The following is a 19853-nucleotide window of genomic DNA, read 5'->3' as shown; positions in this document are numbered from 1 at the left end:
TGTGCATGATGAATGGCAGACACGCTCTCCACATTTATCATCCATCATTTTGCATTCAGCATTCCTAGTATTTTCCGTGCCTGTGTGGTGAATCCGCATTCGTCCTCGTCGCGTAAACCACGATTCCTGACGGGAGTTCCGACTCTTAGTCCGTCGACCAGATGTTGTTCGAATCGCTGGCAAGGGTGGTGGCGGCCTTTGTCGCAACCGATCCCGTTGGCGCGAACGAATCCTGGCGGACCGTATGGTTGGCTTGCGCGCCACCGGCGAATTGCGCTTCCTCAGTCGAACCATCGAGCGCAGTTGTCGACGCCTGGCCGCGAGCTACGCACTGTGTTATCGCGTCAAAGTAACCGGTGCCCACAAATCGCTGATGTTTTGTGGCACGGTAATCCCCCTCGGCCTCGCACGTGAACTCGCGCTCTTGCAATGCGGCATAGGCCGTCATGCCCTGGTCGCGATATCCGCGTGCCAGTTCGTACATCGACAAGTTCAAAGCGTGAAACCCGGCTAACGTGATAAACTGGAACTTGTAGCCCATGGCCCCCAGTTCGCGCTGAAAGCGTCCGATCGTCACGTCGTCGAGCTTGCGCTTCCAGTTAAATGATGGCGAGCAATTGTAGGCGAGCATCTTGCCGGGAAAGCGGTCGTGGACTGCCTCGGCAAACGTGCGAGCTTCCTCAAGATCGGGATGCGAAGTCTCGCACCATAGCAAATCGGCGTACGGGGCGTAGGACAGCGCCCGATCGATGGACACGTCCGGTCCGCCAGTCATGCGGTAAAAACCCTCGCTGGTACGCTCGCCTGTCAAGAAACGCCGATCGCAGGGGTCGACGTCGCTCGTGACTAAACGTGCCGCTTCGGCGTCGGTGCGGGCAATAAGGATCGTCGGCACGTCCAAAATATCGGCAGCCAGTCGCGCCGTGGTCAGGGTGCGGATAAATTGCGACGTTGGCACGAGCACCTTGCCCCCCAAATGTCCGCACTTCTTTTCACTGGCCAATTGGTCTTCGTAGTGTACGGCTGCAGCGCCCGCCTCGATCATGGCTTTCATCAACTCCAGCGCATTCAGCGCGCCGCCAAACCCTGCTTCGGCGTCAGCCACGATGGGCAAGAAATAGTCCTTGTCGTGCCGCCCTTCGGCCTGCTGGATTTGATCCGCACGTCGAAAGGCGTTGTTGATGCGCCGCACCACATTGGGCACGCTGTCCGCCGGATACAAGCTTTGATCCGGATACATCTGGCCGGCGTTATTCATGTCGGCCGCCACCTGCCAACCGCTGAGGTAAATGGCTTGCAATCCCGCCTCGGCCATTTGCAACGCTTGATTACCGGTCAGCGCCCCCAGGGCGTGAACGTACGGTTCAGTTTGCAGCAGGCCCCACAAGCGCTCTGCCCCAAGGCGAGCGAGCGAATGCTCGACATGCACGCTACCGCGCAGCCGAGCAACATCGTCGGCGGAATATTCTCGCTGAATTCCTTGCCAACGGGCGTCGGATGCCCAACGCATTTTTAGTTCTTCTGTCGACGCGCTGGCACGACGAATCATTTTTGATCTCCCGTGGCGATGTTTTGTGCGATGCGTGAAAGTGAAATGAGTTTGAGCGAGCATCATTCCACCCCCCGTCACTTCAGGAACTCGTAAGCAAGCAAGGTTAAAAACTCTACAAACTCGTCGCTCGACACGATGCGGTCCATCAATTGCGCGGCCAATGCGAATTTGCCAGGCACGAACGCTTGCTCGCCGACTGACCCGCGTATCTTGTCGAGTTCTTCAGCAAGCAGCTGACGAAATACTTCGACGGTCACCCGGCGCCCATCGGTCAGCACGCCTTGCGGATGTCGGATCCACTGCCACATCTGCGCGCGGCAAATCTCGGCAGTGGCGGCATCCTCCATCAAATAATCGATGGGAACACAGCCATTACCGCGCAGCCAGGACGCCAGGTACAACAGGCCGACAAGGACGTTCGTGCGCAGGCCTGCTTCGGTGATCGACCCCATCGGCACGCGGAGTAAATCGGCAGCGGTAACCTGCACGTCTTCTCGCGAAATGTGTAGTTGATTTGCCGTCGGCATATGCTGGTCGAAAACCTGCATCGCGACGGATACTTGTCCCGGATGCGCAACCCAAGTACCGTCGTGACCATCTGCCACTTCGCGCAGCTTGTCTTGCCGTACTTTTTCGACGGCTGCCGTATCGGCCTCCGGATTGTTCTTGATGGGAATCTGTGCCGCCATGCCCCCCATTGCCAGAGCACCTCGGCGGTGACAGGTTTTGATCAACAACTGCGAGTAGCTGCGCAGGAAGTGCGTGGTCATTGTCACCAGCGCCCTGTCGGGAAGCACACAGCTCGGCCGGCCGCGAAATTTCTTGATGAAGCTGAATATGTAGTCCCAGCGACCGCAGTTCAGACCCACGCAATGTTCGCGCAGTTCCCATAGAATTTCATCCATCTCGAAGGCGGCCAAAATCGTCTCGATCAAAACGGTTGCCCGCATCGTGCTGCGCGCTAGCCCCAGCTCTCCTTCGGCGGCAACGAAAACTTCGTTCCAGAGCCGCGCCTCCAAATGATTCTCGAGCTTGGGCAGATAAAAGTAGGGGCCGGTTCCCCTCTCGACTAGGTGCGTAGCGTTGTGGTAGGCAAACATGGCGAAGTCGAAGAGCGACGCCGACACCGGTTGACCATCGACTTGCACATGCTTCTCAACCAGGTGCCAGCCGCGCGGCCGCACCAATAGCGTGGCGGTTTGACGATTGAGGCGATATTCCTTCCCTTCGGACGAGATCAGTTCGATCGTTCCCCGCACCGCATCGCGCAAATTGACTTGTCCTTGGAGCGTCGCTTCCCACGTCGGCGCATGCGAATCCTCAAAATCGGCCATGTACATCTTCGCGCCGGAGTTGAGCGCGTTGATTACCATCTTGCGATCGACCGGGCCCGTGATTTCGACGCGCCGATCAAGCAAGTCCGCAGGTATGTCGACGACACGCCAATCGCTGTCGCGAATACCGCGTGTTTGCGGCAAAAAGTCGGGCAGTTGACCGGCATCGATCCGGGCCTGCACCTGTTGCCGGCGCGCGAGCAACTCTCGGCGGCGTGGATTGAAACTTCGTTGCAGCCGCGCTAAGAACTCCAAGGCGCCCGGCGTCAGTATTTCTTCGCCTGCCGGAATCAGCGGGCCAGTTATTTGGGCGGCCGACAGGCGGGGGCGAACGAGCGTCGCTGGAGACATGACGAGAATTCCTTCCTTTTAAGGCCTGGGCAAATGCGGGGCGAGAGGCATTTCCAGGCGGCGATGAGCCGCCCGAGCAGCTGTCGCCGACCGGCCGGTCAGGCTGCTCGACTCCTTACGAATACTAACGAACGCGCCATTATTTGAGAAACTAATTGTGTCAATAGATTGAATTGCTACAATCAATGAAATACCTAGTATTTAGTATCTCAATCATTCCCGAAGGGAGCGGATGATGACCGGCCGACGACTGGCGCACGCTTACAAAGGAAGCCGCTTGCCACAGCTGCGCAGCTTCTGCTTCGCCGCGCAAGCCGGCAGCGTATCGAAAGCGGCCGAGCGCATGTTTCTCAGCCAGCCGACCGTGTCTTTGCAGATACAGGCGCTCGAGCGCGAATTGAAAACGGCCCTATTCGAGCGACGCGGTCCAAAGATCACGCTCACGCCGGAAGGAAAGACGCTCTTCGAATTGGCGTTGCCGCTGGTCGAGGGCATTGACGCGCTGGGCCAAAAATTTGCCGCTCGTCGCGGCGGCATCGAGGCAGGACGCTTGGATATCGCCGCCGGTGAATCCACCCTGCTGTATCTGCTACCCCCGTTCATCAAGGAATTCGCCGATCGTTATCCGGCGATCGAGCTGAAATTACACAACGTCACGGGGCGCGATGGCGTGGCAATGCTGCGGGCCGACCAAATCGATTTCGCCGTCGGTCCCATGACGGAAGAAGGCGAAGGAATGGACTACCGCGACATGTTCGCGGCCGAACCGATGTTGATTACCTCGCGCGACCATCCTTTGGCGAAGAAGAAAGAAGTCACCATTCGCGACGTGGCCGCCCACGCGTTGATCCTGCCGCCGCGGCATCTGGCAACTTGGCGAGTCGTCGACTTCGTATTTCACAAGCACAAGCTGAAATACCACGTCAAGCTCGAAGCCGGCGGCTGGGAAGTCATCAAGAAATACGTCGAATTGGGCCTGGGGATCTCGATCGTGGCGAGCCTTTGCTTAACCGGAAAGGAAGCGCTGGCAGCCATCCCGATGAAGCGCTACTTTCCGACGCGACGTTACGGCGTGGTGTTGCGGCGCGGAAAATTCCTTTCGCCGCAATCGCAGCGCTTCATCGAAATCATGGCCAAGGCGGTGCCCAAGAGGCCGACATAACGCGCTCAATCCTTGGCGATAATCACATCCGAGGCTTTGATAACGGCCGTTACCTGATCGCCTGCGGCCAGTTTCATGCGCTCCACAGAGTCGCGAGTAATGGCGGCTACGAGTTCGATACCGCCGGCCGAGATTACCACCTCGGCCGCGACCGCACCGAGTTTCACTGCTTTGATCTGACCAGAGACTTGATTACGCGCGCTCAGCATGGGGAGTCCTTTCTTCGAGGGAACGCTCGACGCCTGGAAATTGCGTCACGGATAGGCTCTCGCGCCAATGTACTAGCGTCTCCGGGTGCCGCCCAGGCCGATCCGGCAAAACCGATATGATCGCAGCCGGAGTGGTGAATTGACGGCGAGTGGTAAGTCGGATGGCTAGCGGTGATTCAAGGGTGATGCGGGCGTCCTTGCTGCCCGATGGTGCCAGGCGCTAGAATGATGATCGGCCAAGTCGCCAGTCGGTTTGCTCGACAGGCAAGAGTATGCTTGGGAAAGAAGCTCGTAGGGCCGGCCGAGGTAGCCCTGATCGACCAATCTGCCTGAGCTTGCTCCGACTCGTTTGCCGATGGCCCGGCGAGCCAAAACCTCGGGCAATAAACACATCCACGATCGATTGCCACCCCACGGTAACGCATGTCCGACGATTACTACAAGACACTGGAAGTCGCCCGGGAGGCATCGCAAGAGGACATTCAAAAGTCTTACCGACGCCTGGCGCGCAAATATCATCCCGATCTAAATCCCGACGACAAAACGGCTAAGGAGAAGTTTCAAGAAGTACAACGGGCCTTCGACGTATTGAACGACTCCAAGAAACGCGAGCTATACGACCGCTATGGCAGTTCGTTCGAGAACGCCGCTGCCGGCGGGAATCCCGGTGGTCAATGGCACTCGGCGGGCGGCGGCCAAGATTCGGCGAACTTCGATTTCTCGCAGATATTCGGCGATCGTTTTGGCGGAGGTGCAGAAGGGGGTGGCTTCGCCGATCTCTTTGGAGGGCTCGGCGGCCGCTCGGCGAAACAATCGCGCCGCTCGCGTGCCGCGCAACGCCAGCCGGGTGCCGATTTAGAGAGCGAACTCGAAATCCCCTTCAGTACCGCCGTCACCGGGGGCCATGCCCAGGTCAGCATCCAACGAGCCTCTGGCAAGGTCGATGCAATCCGCGTGAAAATTCCCGCCGGAATCGAAGAAGGAAAGAAGATCCGACTCCGAGGGCAGGGCGAATCAGGACTCAATGGTGGTCCCGAAGGCGATTTGCTGATCAAGATCCGCATTGCCCCTCACCCCTCTTTCCGTCGTCGTGGTGATGATCTGGACGTGCGTGTACCCGTTACTCTTCTCGAAGCAGCCGAAGGAGCCAAGGTCGAAGTGCCTACCCCCACGGGAACCGTGGCACTGCGTGTTCCGCCGGGGACGTCGAGCGGCGCGCGACTGCGTGTCAAAGGGCACGGTGTTGCCCGATCGGGAAAAACGGCGGGCGATCTTTACGCCGAGATCCTGATCGCGCTGCCCAAGCCACTCGAAGGCAGCGAGATCCAACAGATCCGCGAAATATGTGATAAACATCCGCAAAACCCGCGAGCCGATTTGCGCTGGTAAGCAAGCAGTGAAGAACCAGAGACGCCAAGTTATTGTTCTAAGTAGTCGCGACGTGCGATCATTACAGATGCGATCGTGTCTGCCGAGCAACGCCGTTCTGGCACATCCAGAAAAATGAGTCCTGTCCTCTTCCTTTTCGCCGAGGCGCCTATCGCGGGATTGGATCCGGCGACCCGGGCGACCTTGCTATTGGCTCTCTTGGCGATCGTTCTGGCAGGCGTGGGCCTGATCATAATGGTAATTCTGGGCGGGCGCATGGTGCGGCGCTGGTCGCGGTTTACCCCACCAAATCGCCCAGTCGTAAAACGACCTCATGTACCGGTCCCACTCGATTTAGCGTCGCTGAACGATGATCCCCCAGACACCGAAACCATCATCTGAGGCGATATTGACACACGGACTACCACCCCGCTATCGACTGAAGCATCGCACCGAATTTCAACGCGTGTACGCTGCTCGGCAAGCGGCCACGGACCAGATGCTGCGGGTTTGTGGCTGCGAGAATTCGTACGGGCATCCGCGAATTGGGCTATCGGTATCGCGACGATTCGGCGGGGCAGTGCGTCGAAATCGGCACAAGCGATTACTGCGAGAGGCGTTTCGGCTGGTCCGCGACCAGTTGCCGAAGCTAGACCTGGTCTTGATTCCGCAGACAGGCTGCAACCTAAAGCTCGAAGACTACCAATCCTCGCTCATCAACCTGGCCCGCCGGCTCGACAAGCGTTTGCGGAGGAACCTGAGTTGAGTCCCTTTCTCACGGTTATCGTGGGCGTTCCGGGAGAGGTATTGATCTTGCTCGTGCGTCTGTATCAATACACGCTGAGCCCGCTGGTAGGCCGCCAGTGTCGCTTCGAGCCGACCTGCAGCAACTACTTCATCGCAGCTGTGCGCAAGTACGGGGCCATTAGCGGAACCTTGCGGGGCATTTGGCGGATCTGCCGGTGCCACCCCTTTCACCAAGGAGGCTACGACCCTCCTTAGCTCTCACGGCTAGCTGGTAGCAGATTGCAGTACTACCGCGGATGCGCACACTCGCGCAAAATTGCCGTTACGTATCGCGCGCCACGGAGATACCGCGTATCCGAAGGTCGGTTTTTTTTGCCGCAAGTTCCTTGTCCCGTAGACTGCCCGACAAGGTCACCTTGACTAGCCGGCGACGGGCCACTATCTTCCCCGCCCGACTACCTTTCTCTGATCCATTCGGAATAGTTCCTGCGCCGATTGTCGGTCCTTGCGCACGATTCTGCGCGTCCGACCCGATCGTGCGCCTTTGCACGGAGTGCAGCGCCATGAGGCCTGGACGCTGGTGTTTTATCGTCGTATTGGTCCTAATGAGTGGCTGCTCAGGACCGTTTCTCCGCTCGCAAAGCCCCGAGCCGGACTTAGACACACCGCGCGTCAAGCTTGTCGGCGACTATTCCGTTCCCTACGGCATGCATCCCGTTAAAGTGGAATCTGTGGCCCTCATCACTAGACTGCCAGGGACAGGCAGTGATCCCGAGCCGTCGCCGCAGCGCGATGAGTTAGTCAACGAGATGAAGGCTTTCGGTGTTGCTCACCCCAATCAGATTCTCTCGTCAGGCACCGCTTCGCTGGTGATGGTGCGTGGCTATCTGCGACCCGGCATCCAGCAAGGAGATCATTTCGATGTCGAAGTCCGTCTGCCCAGCCGCAGTGGGACAACAAGTCTTCGCGACGGATGGCTGATGGAATCACGGTTGGCCGAAATGGCCATTTTGCAGGGCAGCCTCCGCGAGGGCAGCTTGCTTGCCAAGGCGCAGGGACCAGTGATGGTCGATCCGTCGGCCGATACCCGGGATAAAAATCATATCGCGGTCGGCCGGGGCCGCGTATTGGCCGGCGGCGTGGCACTCAAGTCGCGGCCTTTGGCATTGGTCTTGAAGCCGGATCATCGCAGCATACCGGTCAGTTGGCAAATCGGCGAAGTCGTCAATCGTCGGTTCCACACGTACTCAGGGGGCGTCAAGAAGGGCGTGGCTAATCCCAAGGACGACCAGCATGTCGACCTGATTGTTCATCCTCGCTACAAGGACAACGTCGAGAGGTACATGCAGGTCGTACGGTCCATTGCGTTCAAGGAATCCCCTTCGCAACAGATGGCACGACAAGCGCTGGTGGAACGGCAACTGCTCGATCCGATCACGGCATCGACTTCTGCTCTGCGCCTCGAGGCAATCGGCAAGGAAGGCGTTCCGACATTGCTCGTAGGGCTGAAATCGGCCGATCCGGAAGTGCGCTTCTACTCGGCCGAAGCCCTGGCCTATCTCGATCAAAAAGAGGCCGCGGCGCCATTGGCTGAAGCGGCTCGCGATGTGCCGGCCTTCCGCGCCTATGCCCTGGCCGCCCTTAGTGCTATGGACGATTTCGCCGCCTACGAAGGGTTGCGAGGCCTGTTGGATCTGCCGAGCGCCGAGACGCGCTACGGCGCTTTCCGCTCGCTATGGGCGATGAGTGCTCAAGACCCCTTGGTGCGCGGCGAGCGGCTCGGCGATCAATTCAGCTACCACATTCTCGATACCATGGGACCGCCGCTGATTCACATTACTCGTAGCTACCGCGCCGAGGTAGTCCTGTTCGGCCACGACCAGAAGCTCGTGACGCCCTTCGTTATCGAAGCCGGTAAAAACATCATGTTGACCGGCAGAGACGATCAAGTGACGGTCTCGCACTTCGCTCCGGACGAGCCAGACCAGAAGCGCGTCGTGTCGACGACCGTCGACGACTGTGTCCGCACAATCGTCGAATTGGGCGGTACGTACCCGGATGTCGTTCAAGCGTTGCAGCAGGCCCGCGCGAATGGCGCGCTAGCCAGCCGCCTCGAACTCGACGCCATTCCCGCCGGCGGGCGTCTCTACGACCGCGGCGGTGCAATCCGCCACGACGATGACGAGGAGGAGCCGTCCCCAGACGATTCCGAATCTGGGAAAGACGACGATCACGTTAGCCAAGGCGTCGCCGTCGCCAATCCCTTGCCGGGGTTGTTCGACAGTGGGCAAAAAACCCTCGACAAGCGGCCCGCCCGAGCCGCGGCCAAAACGGACTCGGACCACGACTCAGACCAGAAGAAGCCCAAGTCAGGCAAGTCCTGGTTGAGTACAATAGGGCAGTAGCCCCGGGGCACTCGGCGCTCGATTTCTTCCTTTTTCGCCCGTTCCAAGTTAGTCATGCTCAAGGCACTGGAACTTGTCGGCTTCAAGAGCTTTGCCGACAAGACCCGTTTCGACTTTCCGCCCGGCATAACGGCCGTGGTGGGGCCCAATGGATCGGGCAAGTCCAACGTGGTCGACGCCATCAAATGGGTCTTAGGCGAGCAAAGCGTCAAAACCCTGCGCGGCAAAGAAATGGCCGACGTGATCTTCAATGGATCGGCCAGTCGGGCGCCATTGAATTACGCGGAAACGACCCTCACGCTTAATAACGTCACGCGTCGACTGCCGATCGATACCCCCGAGGTGCTGGTCACGCGCCGTGTGTATCGCAACGGCGAGGGCGAGTATCTACTGAACAGGCAGCCCTGCCGTTTGCGCGATATTCGCGAGCTGTTCGTTGGCACCGGCGTGGCGACCGAGGCTTATAGTGTCATCGAGCAGGGCAAGGTCGATGTTCTGCTGCAATCCTCGCCGCGCGAACGACGTCTGATATTCGAAGAGGCCGCTGGGATCAGCCGGTTCAAGGCGAAAAAAGTCGAATCGTTGCGGCGGCTGGAGCGTGTCGAGCAGAATCTTTTGCGGCTAGGCGACATCGTGGCCGAAGTGGAGCATCGCCTTCGCCAGGTGCGCCTGCAGGCGGCCAAGGCGCGCCGCTACCAGGAGCACGCCGACCGTTTACAAGAATTGCGCACCTACGTCGGGCTGGTCGATTGGCGCCAGCATAGTGCGCGGCTGGCCGAGATGGACGCCACACTTGCCACGCTCGCCGAACAGCGAGCTACGGCCCTACTCGAGGCGGATCGAGCCGACGCTTCGGCGGTGGCTGATGAAAGCACGTTGGCCGAGATTTCAGACCGCATCCGCACTAGCGAAGGGCGCGGTGCGCAGATTCGCGAGGGCATCGCAACGCGCGAGGCTACCAACGAGAATCAACGCCGGCGCAGCGCCGAACTTGAGAAAGAGGCCCTGCGGCTGCGTCGCCAATTGGCCGCCGTCAGCGTGCGAGTTGGGTCTTTACAACAACAATGGAACGAGACCGTCTCGCACGTTGCCACCGCCGAACAAGAGTATGCGCGGGTCGTCACGGCCACGACGATTGAGGATCAACGGCTGGCCGATGTAACTGGCCGGCTGACGGCCATGCGTCGCCAGGCCGAACAGTCGCGCGAAGCACACCTGAGCGAGATGCGCAAAGCGGCCGCCTGGGAGAGTGAAGCGAGTACGCTCACGGCGCGACTCGAATCCGCGCGCAGTCGCCGCCAGCAGCACGAGCAAAAACTCAGCGACCTGGCAGCCGCCGGCGAGGTCCTAGCTACGGAGATCGCGGAATTCCATCGGCAGGATAGCGCGCTGGCGTTAGCGATGGACGAACAGCATCGCCGTGAAACCTCAGCGCACGAACGATTGACCACGCTCAGTGAGCAGCAGCAAAAACTACTGCGCGAGCTCGACCAGGCTCGCCAGCAACTCGCCGCATCTCGCGAGCGGGCCACCGTGCTCGAAGAATTTCAGCGGCGCCGCGATGGCTATGGCGAAAGCGTCAAGCAGGTGCTTGCCCAAGCGCAGGCGGAGCCGAACGGAGTGTTTCGGCACGTCCGCGGCGTAGTGGCTGAGTTACTGCAAGTCAATCTTGAAATGGCGCCGCTCATCGAGGTTGCGCTGGCTGAGCGGGCGCAACACATCGTCGTCACATCGCTGGACGAGATGCTCGCCTCGCTACGGCAAGATCCTCAACAATTCTCCAGCCAGATTACGTTCACACCCATCGACGACCGGACACACGGTACGACGACGCGCGAGGTCGATCTGCACGGCGAGGTTGGCATTGTCGGTCGCGCCGATGAATTCGTCCACACCTCCCCTCCATTTGTGCCGCTGGCAGTAAGGCTATTGGGCCATACGTGGATTGTCGATTCGCTGTCCCGCGCCGCGGAACTGGCCCGAAAACACGTCCAGCTCACCTTCGTCACATTAACGGGTGAAGCTTGCTCAGGCGCTGGCACGTTATCTTGCGGACCATGCTCGCCGTCGGCCGGTTTGATCTCGCGACAGAGCGAGCTCGAGATGCTGCGTGCCCAGGTTGCTGAACTCGAAACGTCGATCGCTGGTCAGACTACGACCAGTGTCGCCGTGGCCGCGGATATGGCCGAGGTTCAGCGGTCGTTGGCCGACGCTGAGCTGGAACATGCACATTTGGCGGCCAGTCTCGGCGAATTGCGCCTGCGATCTGGTACGGCCCAGGAACGTAGCACGCAAATCGAGATCGAGCAGAAGCGGCTCCGCCTCGATCTGGGCAACGCTAATCAACAAGCCGACGCGGCCGAAACCGGACTGCAGACGCTCCACGCAAGATTGCAGGCCGCCCGAACAACGCTGGCAACAATGGAGAGCCAGGCCGCCGAACTCACGGCGCAAACCGCGGCGCTCGATCAGGAGCGATCCGCGACCGAGGCCGAGGTCGCGGCTACCAAAATCGAACTCGGCAAAAGAGAAGAGCGGCTGGCAAATTTGCGGCTGCGGGCTCACCAACTGGAGCAAGACCAGCGCGAACGTCGCCGCACCGTCGATGAAGTGGCCAGCGAGTTGGCGCAATGCCTGGAACGACTGATTCACGCCGAACGTACCGTGCTGGCGGCCGAATCGGAGCTGGCCATTCTGTACTTGGATAAGGAACAGGCCGTCGACCAGACAACCGCCCTGATCGCGGAGCAGGAAGCGGGCCGCGGCCGTCGCACGGCCTCATTGAGCGCCGTCCAACGGCTGCGCACCGAGATGCGCCAACTAGACGAGCGGATGCACGCGCACGAATTGGCGACGCACGAAGTTCGTCACGCTCGCACAGCGGTCGCGGATCGATTGCAGGAAGACTACGGCTTGGACCTCGCTGCCTTCGAGCCCCCCATGACGAACGACGAGGCACGTCAGCGTGAAGAGATCGACCTGGAGATCGCCGAACTGCGCCGCAAGATCGCGCATATCGGCAATGTCAATCTTGACGCCCTTGCCGAGCTCGAAGAGTTGGAGCAGCGCTTCGGGCATTTGTCGCAACAATTCAAGGATTTGACCGAGGCCAAACAATCGCTCGTCGAGATCATCGACCGCATCAACACCGACAGTCGCCGACTGTTTACCGCAACGCTGGAGCAGGTCCGCATAAATTTCCAGGCGTTGTTTCGCAAGATGTTCGGCGGCGGTCAGGCTGACATTGTGCAGGACGAGGGGGTGGATCTGTTAGAAAGCGGCATAGAGATCGTCGCGAGGCCCCCCGGCAAAGAGCCACGAAACATCTCGTTGCTGAGTGGTGGCGAAAAGACGCTCACATGCGTGGCACTGCTGTTGGCGATCTTTCAATACCGGCCTAGTCCTTTCTGCGTACTCGACGAGGTCGACGCAGCGTTAGATGAAGCGAATATCGAACGGTTCATCACGGTGCTGCAAGAGTTCCTCGCCTGGACGCAATTCATCGTGGTTACGCATTCCAAGAAAACGATGACCTGCGCTACGACCTTGTACGGCGTGACCATGCAAGAGTCGGGCGTGTCGAAACGCGTATCCGTCCGCTTCGAAGACGTCAGTACCGACGATGAACTCCGGCCGGAAGAGGACGCCTCGGCCAAGGGCGCTGCGGGAGACGACGAGACGCAGGCCGCATGATGCGGCACACATGCCGCGTTGGCTGTTTGGCGTCTCGATTGCACGGTGCCAGGCTTACGCAACTCGTGGGCATGTGAAATGGTCGATCGGCGGAAACGTCTCGAAGCGGACACTGTGTCCCGCACCGCGAAGCTCACACTTGATTCGAGCGCGCCGTCTAGGCGCAGGCGTAGTTCGCATATGGGGCGAGGATCGTCGTAAACTCGAACGGCTCCTGCGCGATTCCTGTCGAATCGTAGTTGGCAATGCCAGTGCTCGCGTCGCGATTGATCGACCAGATCGAGAGCAGGCCGAGACGCGTTACCTCGGCAAAGGCTAATAGCTTTTGTGCGTCGCGCTGGTAGAACCTCTCGGTCAATGTGTCGTTCTGGCCGACCATGGTCGTGATCCCGACCTGGCCCCAAACTTGCGCAGCACAGGTTCCCGAGTTCAGTGAATCCTGAATTTCGCACAGCTGATCGACCGCGGCATGGGCCGCTTGAATCGCCAGGTCGCCCGTCCGCTCTTCAGGATCGCGCGCCGCAGCTTCACCAAAATTCATAGCCATAAGGTTGACGCCCCCCAAGTCGATGCGCGCCGCATAGGCCGAGATGACAACACGGAGCGCGTCCGTCGTTAGACCGGCAGGCATCGCAGGGAGGGAAAGCCAGACCTCCAGCGGATGCCCTGCGCAAGCCCGTTTTTGCTGCAAACAGACGATGGCCTGCGAGCGACGATCGATTGATTCCTGATCAACTAACGCAGACTCCTCGATTGCAAAGTTCACGCGGTTCACGCCATAGGAATCAACGACGTGTTCGTAAGCTGTCGCTAGTTCGTTGACGTCGTCGACGACCCGCGCGAGTTCCATTTCCGCGCCATTGGCCCCCCCAAAACAAAGGGCGACGTCGGCACCCCTTTGCCGCAGCTCCTTGATCTGCCGGCGCAAACCATGATCCCACGGGCTGTCCAAACGATAGCCGGCAAAGATCGGCTGGCCGTTGAAATCCCCGTTCACGAATCCCAGGTTGAAATACTTCACGCCGAGGGCCTGAGCCGCTCCGAGTAGGTCGAACTGGGGGTACGGTCCGGATGCGGGCGATAGTCCCACGTCGACAAACGGTGCGAATACATTTCGTGGCCAAAGTGTCCGTGACGGCTGAACACCTGAGGATGCCGGATACGGAGCAACGCGGCGCAACATGCACGCTTGACCAGATCGTGCGGACGCACCAGCGGCCCCGTTGCTTTCCGGCGACGATTGCGGAGCAAAGCTGCCAGCCCCGCCGGATAATGCAGAATCGACCTCAGTCGCTAGCACGCCGTTGCCGGCGGTCGTCCCCGGGTTAGCCTCGATTCCCCACGAGCTGGTCGCCTTCCGTCTCGGCGACCCGAAAGGCTCCAGCTCCGAAAAGCTTGCCATGATTCGATCTCTCGTTCCCGGCGTCGCGTTCGGTTTGCGGAACGGCAGCCCCGTGAAGGACGCGCTCGCTCGCAAAAAACTCTACGTCATGGGGGGCGTAGAATCAGTAGGGGGACAGTCGGAATATTCGCGTGCAAATGGCTTGTCGGCGACGCCCGATTGAAAGCGGCGCCGCGCAGCGAACTTGTTTCGCCCGTGTACCCCCATAGCGCCGCCGCACGCTCGCGTCGGGACGTTGCAACCGCGAGAAGTGATATCTACGTTTCGCCTGGCAGGATCGATGCAATCGCTAACGTCACGACAGTTGGAGCCGGCCGCAGGCATAGGACTACGCTCCCAAACAGCCGATATCCCGCAAACCATTGCCCTTCTGCCCCTGGAAAGAGCGGCATGACCGTGGAGGGCGTTACGATTGGAAAAAGTTTTTAAAGTCACAACCGGCTTTATCTCGAAACTTACTTGCGGATAGCTCATCAGGCACACAGCGTCTCAAACGAGACATGTGCTGCTTGGGTGAGTTCGCAGGGGGGACCTGCCACAAGCCACGCCTTATACGCTGGTAAATCAGCCACAACACGGTTGATTGCGCGCCGGCTCCCCCTCGCTGTGTTCGCCGCACGTGCTTGCGTTCTAGCCTGCTGTGACTGTCCGTATTGGCGCGGAGGGAACGCGTGTTCCCTAGTTTACGGATTTTCACTACATGCTGATTGCAATGCACGTCGATAGGAAGAATGTATGGCACCGGTCAGAGGGAGCTGAGCCAGAGCCGACAAAGAGCCAAAACACGTAAAGCCCCGACCCAGATGCTTGCCAGATGGCGGCCCGGTTGCCCACAGCCGGCACGAAGGACCGCGAGAAGGCCGCCAGAAACGCAAGCGAGGGGCTGATGTTCTTCCGGGAACTTGGTCATTCCGGAAGAGCGAAGATCCCAAACAACGTGAACGAATTGGAGAGTTTGCGATGAAGGTCTTTACAACTGGACAGGTCGCCAAGATCTGTAAAGTGGCCCCCCGCACGGTGAGCAAGTGGTTCGATTCCGGCCGGCTCAAGGGCTACCGTATTCCCGGCTCGCAAGACCGGAGAATCCCTCGTGAGTATTTGATTCGCTTTCTCAAGGAGCACGGCATGCCGCTGGGCGACTTGGAAGACGAAGCAATGGCAAAAGTGCTGATCGTCGGTCAGGACCAGGTCCTGATTGAGAACCTCAAGCGGGAACTCCCCGCCGAGCGTTCGTTCCGCGTGGCGGTTGCGGCCAGTGGCTTCGAGGCCGGTATTCAGGCTGAGAGCTTCCATCCGGATTCGATCATCGTCGATTTCTCGATCGGTCGCACCGAGGCGCTGCAGATTTGTCAAAATCTGCGTCGCAATACGGAGTATGCCGAAACGATTCTGATCGCGCTGCTGCCCGATGACGGCAATGCGAACAGCTTCGATCGTTCGAGCATCAACGAGACGTTCAAGAAGCCTTTCGACGTGGCTCTCTTGGCCGAGCGTATTCGGACATTGATTGGTGCCCGGAAAGAGCTCGTCTAGGAACTGCGTGATTCGGATATACGCCTAATGCCCTCTGGGGCAGTCGGCTTCGCCGCTCAAAAGATCAACCCGTCGCGGCAGACCCCCGCGACGGCTCGGATTCTGCGAGGCAGCCGAAAGACTCGGCTCATGGCAACGCTGGGTATTCCCGGACCCAGCATTGCCCCTCGTTTGAATGCTTCTTGTGGACCTGCCAGCGCTCTTCGCCGCGCACTGACAGGAAAACGGCACGTCGCCTACCGCACTCTCCCCAGCTTTGGGCTGCACGCCTGCGGCCCGGGGCGCCCCGGCCGGTCCCGGCCTTGCCAGGCCCTTGTATCGGGCTTTCGGCGACTCTTCGCCCCCTGTGCTTCGGCCGGCGCCCCTCGAATGAACCTGCTGGCCGGCGGCCCGGCACCCTCGACGCCTGCCGGGTGATCTCTACAATGACCGAATCGGTTGGACGAACCGTCTCATTTCGATCACGGCGCGGCTAAATGGATGAACTAAGCCATTTCGACTCGCAGGGCGCTAGCCGCATGGTAGACGTCGGCGACAAGCCGGTCACCGCGCGCATGGCCAGGGCCAGCGGACGAGTACAATTGGCTGCGGCCACTCTCGAATTGCTCCGCGATCGGCGGATGGCCAAAGGGGATGTGCTGGAGGTGGCGCGGCTGGCCGGCATAATGTCAGCAAAACGGACCAGCGAGCTAATTCCTCTCTGCCATCAACTTCCGCTCGATTCGGTAGAGATTATGTTTGACTTTCTCGACGCTACGACCATTGCCATTGAAGCGACGACGCGCGTCACATCGCGAACAGGGGTCGAGATGGAGTCGCTCGTAGCCGTAAGCATTGCGGCCCTGACGATTTATGACATGTGCAAAGGGGTCGACCGCGGCATCGTCGTCGGCAGTATTCAACTCGAAGAAAAGCAAGGAGGACGATCGGGCCATTACCGCCGAGGCAACTAGGAGCATGAGCGCCGGTTGAGACCGCACTCTGTTTCAGGGAGCGCCTGTTTCCGACATCGCTGTGATCGGTTAAAACCGCCGGGTGGAATGCGGTTGTAGTCTCGGCAGCCCGGGATCATCCATCCCGAGCGTAGCTGAATGCCTGGGCTGCTTTTGCGTTCACCCTTGCCGTACAGGGAACTCCGTCTACCCGACGGCACGCGTCCGGCACCACCACTACCGTACAGGCGGCGGCTAGCATGAGGCTTCTCCAGTCCCCCAGCAACCCCGTCAGCAACCACGACATGCGCATGGCAGCGATTCGAGGATGGGCATGAGCCAATTGGCCGACGTTTCCGACGGATCTCACAATAATCTCCTCGCACGGCTCTACGATCCCATTGCCGAGGAGCTTGCGCAGGCAGAAGACATCCTGCGCAATGAGCTGCGCAGCAAGTATCCCGCCGTCGACGAGTTGGTTCGTCATAGTTTCCGCTTGGGTGGCAAACGCTTGAGACCCGCCTTGGTGCTGTTGGCAGCCAAATCGACCGGTTCCGTCGGCCGCGAGCACCTGGTTCTGGCGGCCGTGATGGAAATGATCCATACGGCGACGCTCGTCCACGACGACGTACTCGACGACGCCAGTATTCGCCGCCACCTCGATACTGTGAATGCGCGGTGGGGAAACGAGTCGAGCGTGCTGTTGGGCGATTATTTGTTCACGCATTCTTTCTATCTTGCCAGTACTCTCGGCACCACGTTCGCCTGCCAGACGATCGGCAAAGCGACTAATACTGTGTGCGAAGGGGAACTGCGGCAAATAGACAGCCGCGGCAAGTATCAACTTTCCGAGCAGCAATATCTCGATATCATCGAAGCCAAGACCGCCGAGCTTTGTGCCTGCTGCTGCCGCCTGGGGGCACACTATGCCGGAGCGGCAGCGCACGTGGAAGAATCACTGGCGCGCTATGGGCGTTACTTGGGTATTGCCTTCCAAATCGTCGATGATCTGCTCGACGTGCAAGGAGATGAAATCACCACCGGCAAATCGCTGGGTACCGATCTCGAGCAGCGCAAGCCGACGCTTCCTTTGATTCGCCTGTTGTCACAGGTCAATGAATTGGAACAGGCCAAGATCATCGCGTTGCTCGACCGCGCCGCGCCGCGGAATAACGGCACCTTGGACCACTGGTTCGAGAAAACGGATGCCATCGCATACAGCCGGGACAAGGCCCGCTGGTACGCTGACCGGGCGCGCGGCGAGCTCGCTCAATTGGCGCCAAGTGCCGCCCGCACGGTGCTGGAACACGTTGCCGATTTCGCCGTCGAGCGTCAGCACTAAAGTCCGGCTATCCACCATACCCGCCTGTCCTCTATTCAAGGATGCGCTCGAAGCTGGTAACAATTGCCCCCGATCCTGCACTGGTTACTGACCAGCTGACACAGGCTCGCTGCCGTTGCGCGTTCCCTGTGCTCGCCATACCTGCAAGTCAATGGAAGAAGCGACTATGCCCACATGGCCGTCGCCATAGCAGACATTGACGACACCCGGGTGCTCGCTGCGGGCGGTGACGATCGCATGCTCGCCCGGCGTGTCGGCGATTGGGTCGTAAGCGCAGTCGTAGCCTATCCAGTTGGGTGTGGCCACATGGTTGTACATTGTGCCGTCGTACCCGGCGAAGGGCCAGCCGTCACTGTAGTTGATGTCTCCCTTTCCCCAGTCGACTTCCAGCCATCGGCCAAAGGACGTGTAATTATTTGAATCGACCGCCGGAACGTAACTCAGACAAGCGTTATACATGGCGGTGACGTCCATCAGCCCGGACGTCACACCCAGCGGCCTGCCGTCCACGATGTCGCTCTTCGCCGGGAGCTCAACGTTGTAATTCCGCCCGCTCCCCTTCGTGCGTTCTGAGAAGAAAGCAGTATTCGACAACCCGTCGGTGAAATCTCCAGTGCGGAGCGCCGTACCATAGGTAAATGCGCCGTTACCTAGGCTCACAGCGGTGCGCGTGGACTGATTATTTGTGTCCACTGCCCCCGCGTATGGCGTGGCGCCGCCGAAGTTGTAGACGTAGTTGTTTTCCGAAATGACGCGGCCTGTGTTCGGATCCGAAGGGCAAATGAACAACCCTTGGGCCGTGTCATACGCCTGGTAGTTAACATTGACGGGTATGCCGCCAGCCGTCATCTGATGCGCTTGCGCAACAGAAAAGTTGATCATGCTGTAAACGGCTGTCTGCTCCATGTAAGGAAGTAGACGGACATGTACCGAGTAATAGCCGGTTTGCCACGCGGAGGTCTGCTGCGTGGCACTGTCGTAATTTGTGTACTTCACTTGGATCTTGCTTCCGTTTGCAAAATCAGGGTATTGACGACCCTGTGGGAAGTATTGCATGGCGCTTTCGTGGTTGGCCAGCGCAACGCCGATTTGCTTGAGATTATTGATGCACTGGCTGCGGCGTGCTGCTTCGCGCGCCGCTTGAACAGCTGGCAGCAGCAACGCGATCAAAATCCCGATGATGGCGATGACGACTAGCAATTCAACCAGCGTAAATCCGCGTGCGGATGCCCGTCTACACATTGCAAGCTTCCTTACTACCCTTTGTTTTCTTGACATTTGCCTTTTTCCTGGATTGCCCCGCATCAACCTGCGCCGGACGAGTAAAGGGAACTACCACGGTGCCCGACGGCCCGTGCCGGTGTCAGGGAGGCGACAAATTGTCGGCTGCTAGCCAGTGTGCTCAGCAGCTCGTCGTCGACCGTCGCCCTCCTTGACTCGCCAACCGAAGCGCTTTGTGCGTCAACCTGAGAAGATTCGCGCGCGGGCCACACGGCGCTCGAAGTGTCCGATGGGCCGCGAATTGCCGGCTCTGCACGGACTTGCTGCGACATCACGCTGTCAACCGCAGCTGTCCTGGGTACGGAATTGGAATCTCCGAGAATGACGTTGTATGATCGGCGCCGCCGTTCACCGGTGCTAACGTGATGCCTGGCGCCGCCGTCATCAAAAAGGCGCGGTCACTGTCGACGGTGCTCGACGCAGAGCCATCCCCGGTTGGTAACGAGAGGAGCCAATGCGAGGCAACGGTGTTGAGGTCGAGTCCGTTGACAACATCATCGCCATTGACGTCGCCGGCGAAGGTGGATTGCAACCAGCTGCTG

The 19853-nt window shown here is 59.4% G+C and carries 16 protein-coding genes; 10 read left to right on the top strand and 6 right to left on the bottom strand.

Annotated elements, in window-relative coordinates:
* Positions 1-145: 145 nt before the first annotated feature.
* Both aceA and aceB read right to left on the bottom strand, forming a co-directional pair.
* The gene (gene aceA, locus VGG64_23610) at positions 146-1549 is read right to left on the bottom strand and encodes an isocitrate lyase (GenBank protein ID HEY1602612.1); all 1404 of its coding nucleotides are present in this window, start codon (positions 1547-1549) and stop codon (positions 146-148) included.
* 77 nt (positions 1550-1626) lie between these two features.
* Entirely contained in the window at positions 1627-3237 is a 1611-nt protein-coding gene (gene aceB / locus VGG64_23605; GenBank protein ID HEY1602611.1) for a malate synthase A, read from the bottom strand.
* Between the two features lie 235 nt (positions 3238-3472).
* Here aceB and VGG64_23600 point away from each other — a divergent pair, with 235 nt between their 5' ends.
* Positions 3473-4399, top strand: a complete 927-nt coding sequence (locus VGG64_23600) for a LysR family transcriptional regulator (GenBank protein ID HEY1602610.1) — start codon at positions 3473-3475, stop codon at positions 4397-4399.
* Between the two features lie 5 nt (positions 4400-4404).
* Here VGG64_23600 and VGG64_23595 read toward each other — a convergent pair whose 3' ends face one another.
* The gene (locus VGG64_23595; GenBank protein HEY1602609.1) at positions 4405-4608 is read right to left on the bottom strand and encodes a TOBE domain-containing protein; all 204 of its coding nucleotides are present in this window, start codon (positions 4606-4608) and stop codon (positions 4405-4407) included.
* 423 nt (positions 4609-5031) lie between these two features.
* Here VGG64_23595 and VGG64_23590 point away from each other — a divergent pair, with 423 nt between their 5' ends.
* The 5 genes from VGG64_23590 (at position 5032) to smc (ending at position 12821) form a co-directional block, all read left to right on the top strand.
* A complete protein-coding gene (locus VGG64_23590; protein ID HEY1602608.1) occupies positions 5032-5997 on the top strand; it encodes a DnaJ C-terminal domain-containing protein in 966 nt (321 codons plus the stop codon).
* Between the two features lie 388 nt (positions 5998-6385).
* Complete coding sequence (gene rnpA / locus VGG64_23585; GenBank protein ID HEY1602607.1) at positions 6386-6742, top strand: ribonuclease P protein component; 357 nt, start codon at positions 6386-6388, stop codon at positions 6740-6742.
* Complete coding sequence (gene yidD / locus VGG64_23580) at positions 6739-6978, top strand: membrane protein insertion efficiency factor YidD (GenBank protein ID HEY1602606.1); 240 nt, start codon at positions 6739-6741, stop codon at positions 6976-6978. Before rnpA ends, yidD begins: the two co-directional genes overlap by 4 nt.
* 308 nt (positions 6979-7286) lie before the next feature.
* On the top strand, positions 7287-9128 hold the full coding sequence (locus VGG64_23575; GenBank protein HEY1602605.1) for a flagellar basal body P-ring protein FlgI: 1842 nt from the start codon (positions 7287-7289) through the stop codon (positions 9126-9128).
* A 54-nt stretch (positions 9129-9182) separates the two neighbouring features.
* Complete coding sequence (gene smc, locus VGG64_23570) at positions 9183-12821, top strand: chromosome segregation protein SMC (GenBank protein HEY1602604.1); 3639 nt, start codon at positions 9183-9185, stop codon at positions 12819-12821.
* Positions 12822-12978: 157 nt separating this feature from the next.
* Here the strand turns inward: smc and VGG64_23565 are convergent, their stop codons facing one another.
* A complete protein-coding gene (locus tag VGG64_23565) occupies positions 12979-14223 on the bottom strand; it encodes a chitinase (GenBank protein ID HEY1602603.1) in 1245 nt (414 codons plus the stop codon).
* Between VGG64_23565 and VGG64_23560 the strand changes: the two genes are divergently transcribed.
* The 4 genes from VGG64_23560 to VGG64_23545 all read left to right on the top strand — a co-directional run bounded on the left by VGG64_23560 (position 14222) and on the right by VGG64_23545 (position 18030).
* Positions 14222-14386 (top strand): hypothetical protein, encoded by a 165-nt coding sequence (locus VGG64_23560; protein ID HEY1602602.1) that lies wholly within the window; start codon positions 14222-14224, stop codon positions 14384-14386. The two genes, VGG64_23565 and VGG64_23560, sit on opposite strands and share 2 nt — an antisense overlap.
* 644 nt (positions 14387-15030) lie before the next feature.
* Entirely contained in the window at positions 15031-15756 is a 726-nt protein-coding gene (locus VGG64_23555; GenBank protein HEY1602601.1) for a helix-turn-helix domain-containing protein, read from the top strand.
* A 476-nt stretch (positions 15757-16232) separates the two neighbouring features.
* Positions 16233-16709, top strand: a complete 477-nt coding sequence (gene moaC / locus VGG64_23550; protein ID HEY1602600.1) for a cyclic pyranopterin monophosphate synthase MoaC — start codon at positions 16233-16235, stop codon at positions 16707-16709.
* A 313-nt stretch (positions 16710-17022) separates the two neighbouring features.
* Complete coding sequence (locus VGG64_23545) at positions 17023-18030, top strand: polyprenyl synthetase family protein (GenBank protein ID HEY1602599.1); 1008 nt, start codon at positions 17023-17025, stop codon at positions 18028-18030.
* Between the two features lie 84 nt (positions 18031-18114).
* Here VGG64_23545 and VGG64_23540 read toward each other — a convergent pair whose 3' ends face one another.
* Positions 18115-19308, bottom strand: coding sequence for a DUF1559 domain-containing protein (locus VGG64_23540; GenBank protein HEY1602598.1), 1194 nt, complete (start codon positions 19306-19308; stop codon positions 18115-18117).
* 274 nt (positions 19309-19582) lie between these two features.
* On the bottom strand, positions 19583-19853 hold a 271-nt coding region (locus VGG64_23535; GenBank protein HEY1602597.1), incomplete at its 5' end, for a dockerin type I domain-containing protein.

It is taken from the genome of Pirellulales bacterium (assembly GCA_036490175.1).
GTDB lineage: Bacteria > Planctomycetota > Planctomycetia > Pirellulales > JACPPG01 > JACPPG01.
Note: the sequence above shows the minus strand (reverse complement) of the source record. Positions and strands in the feature narration are given on the sequence as shown.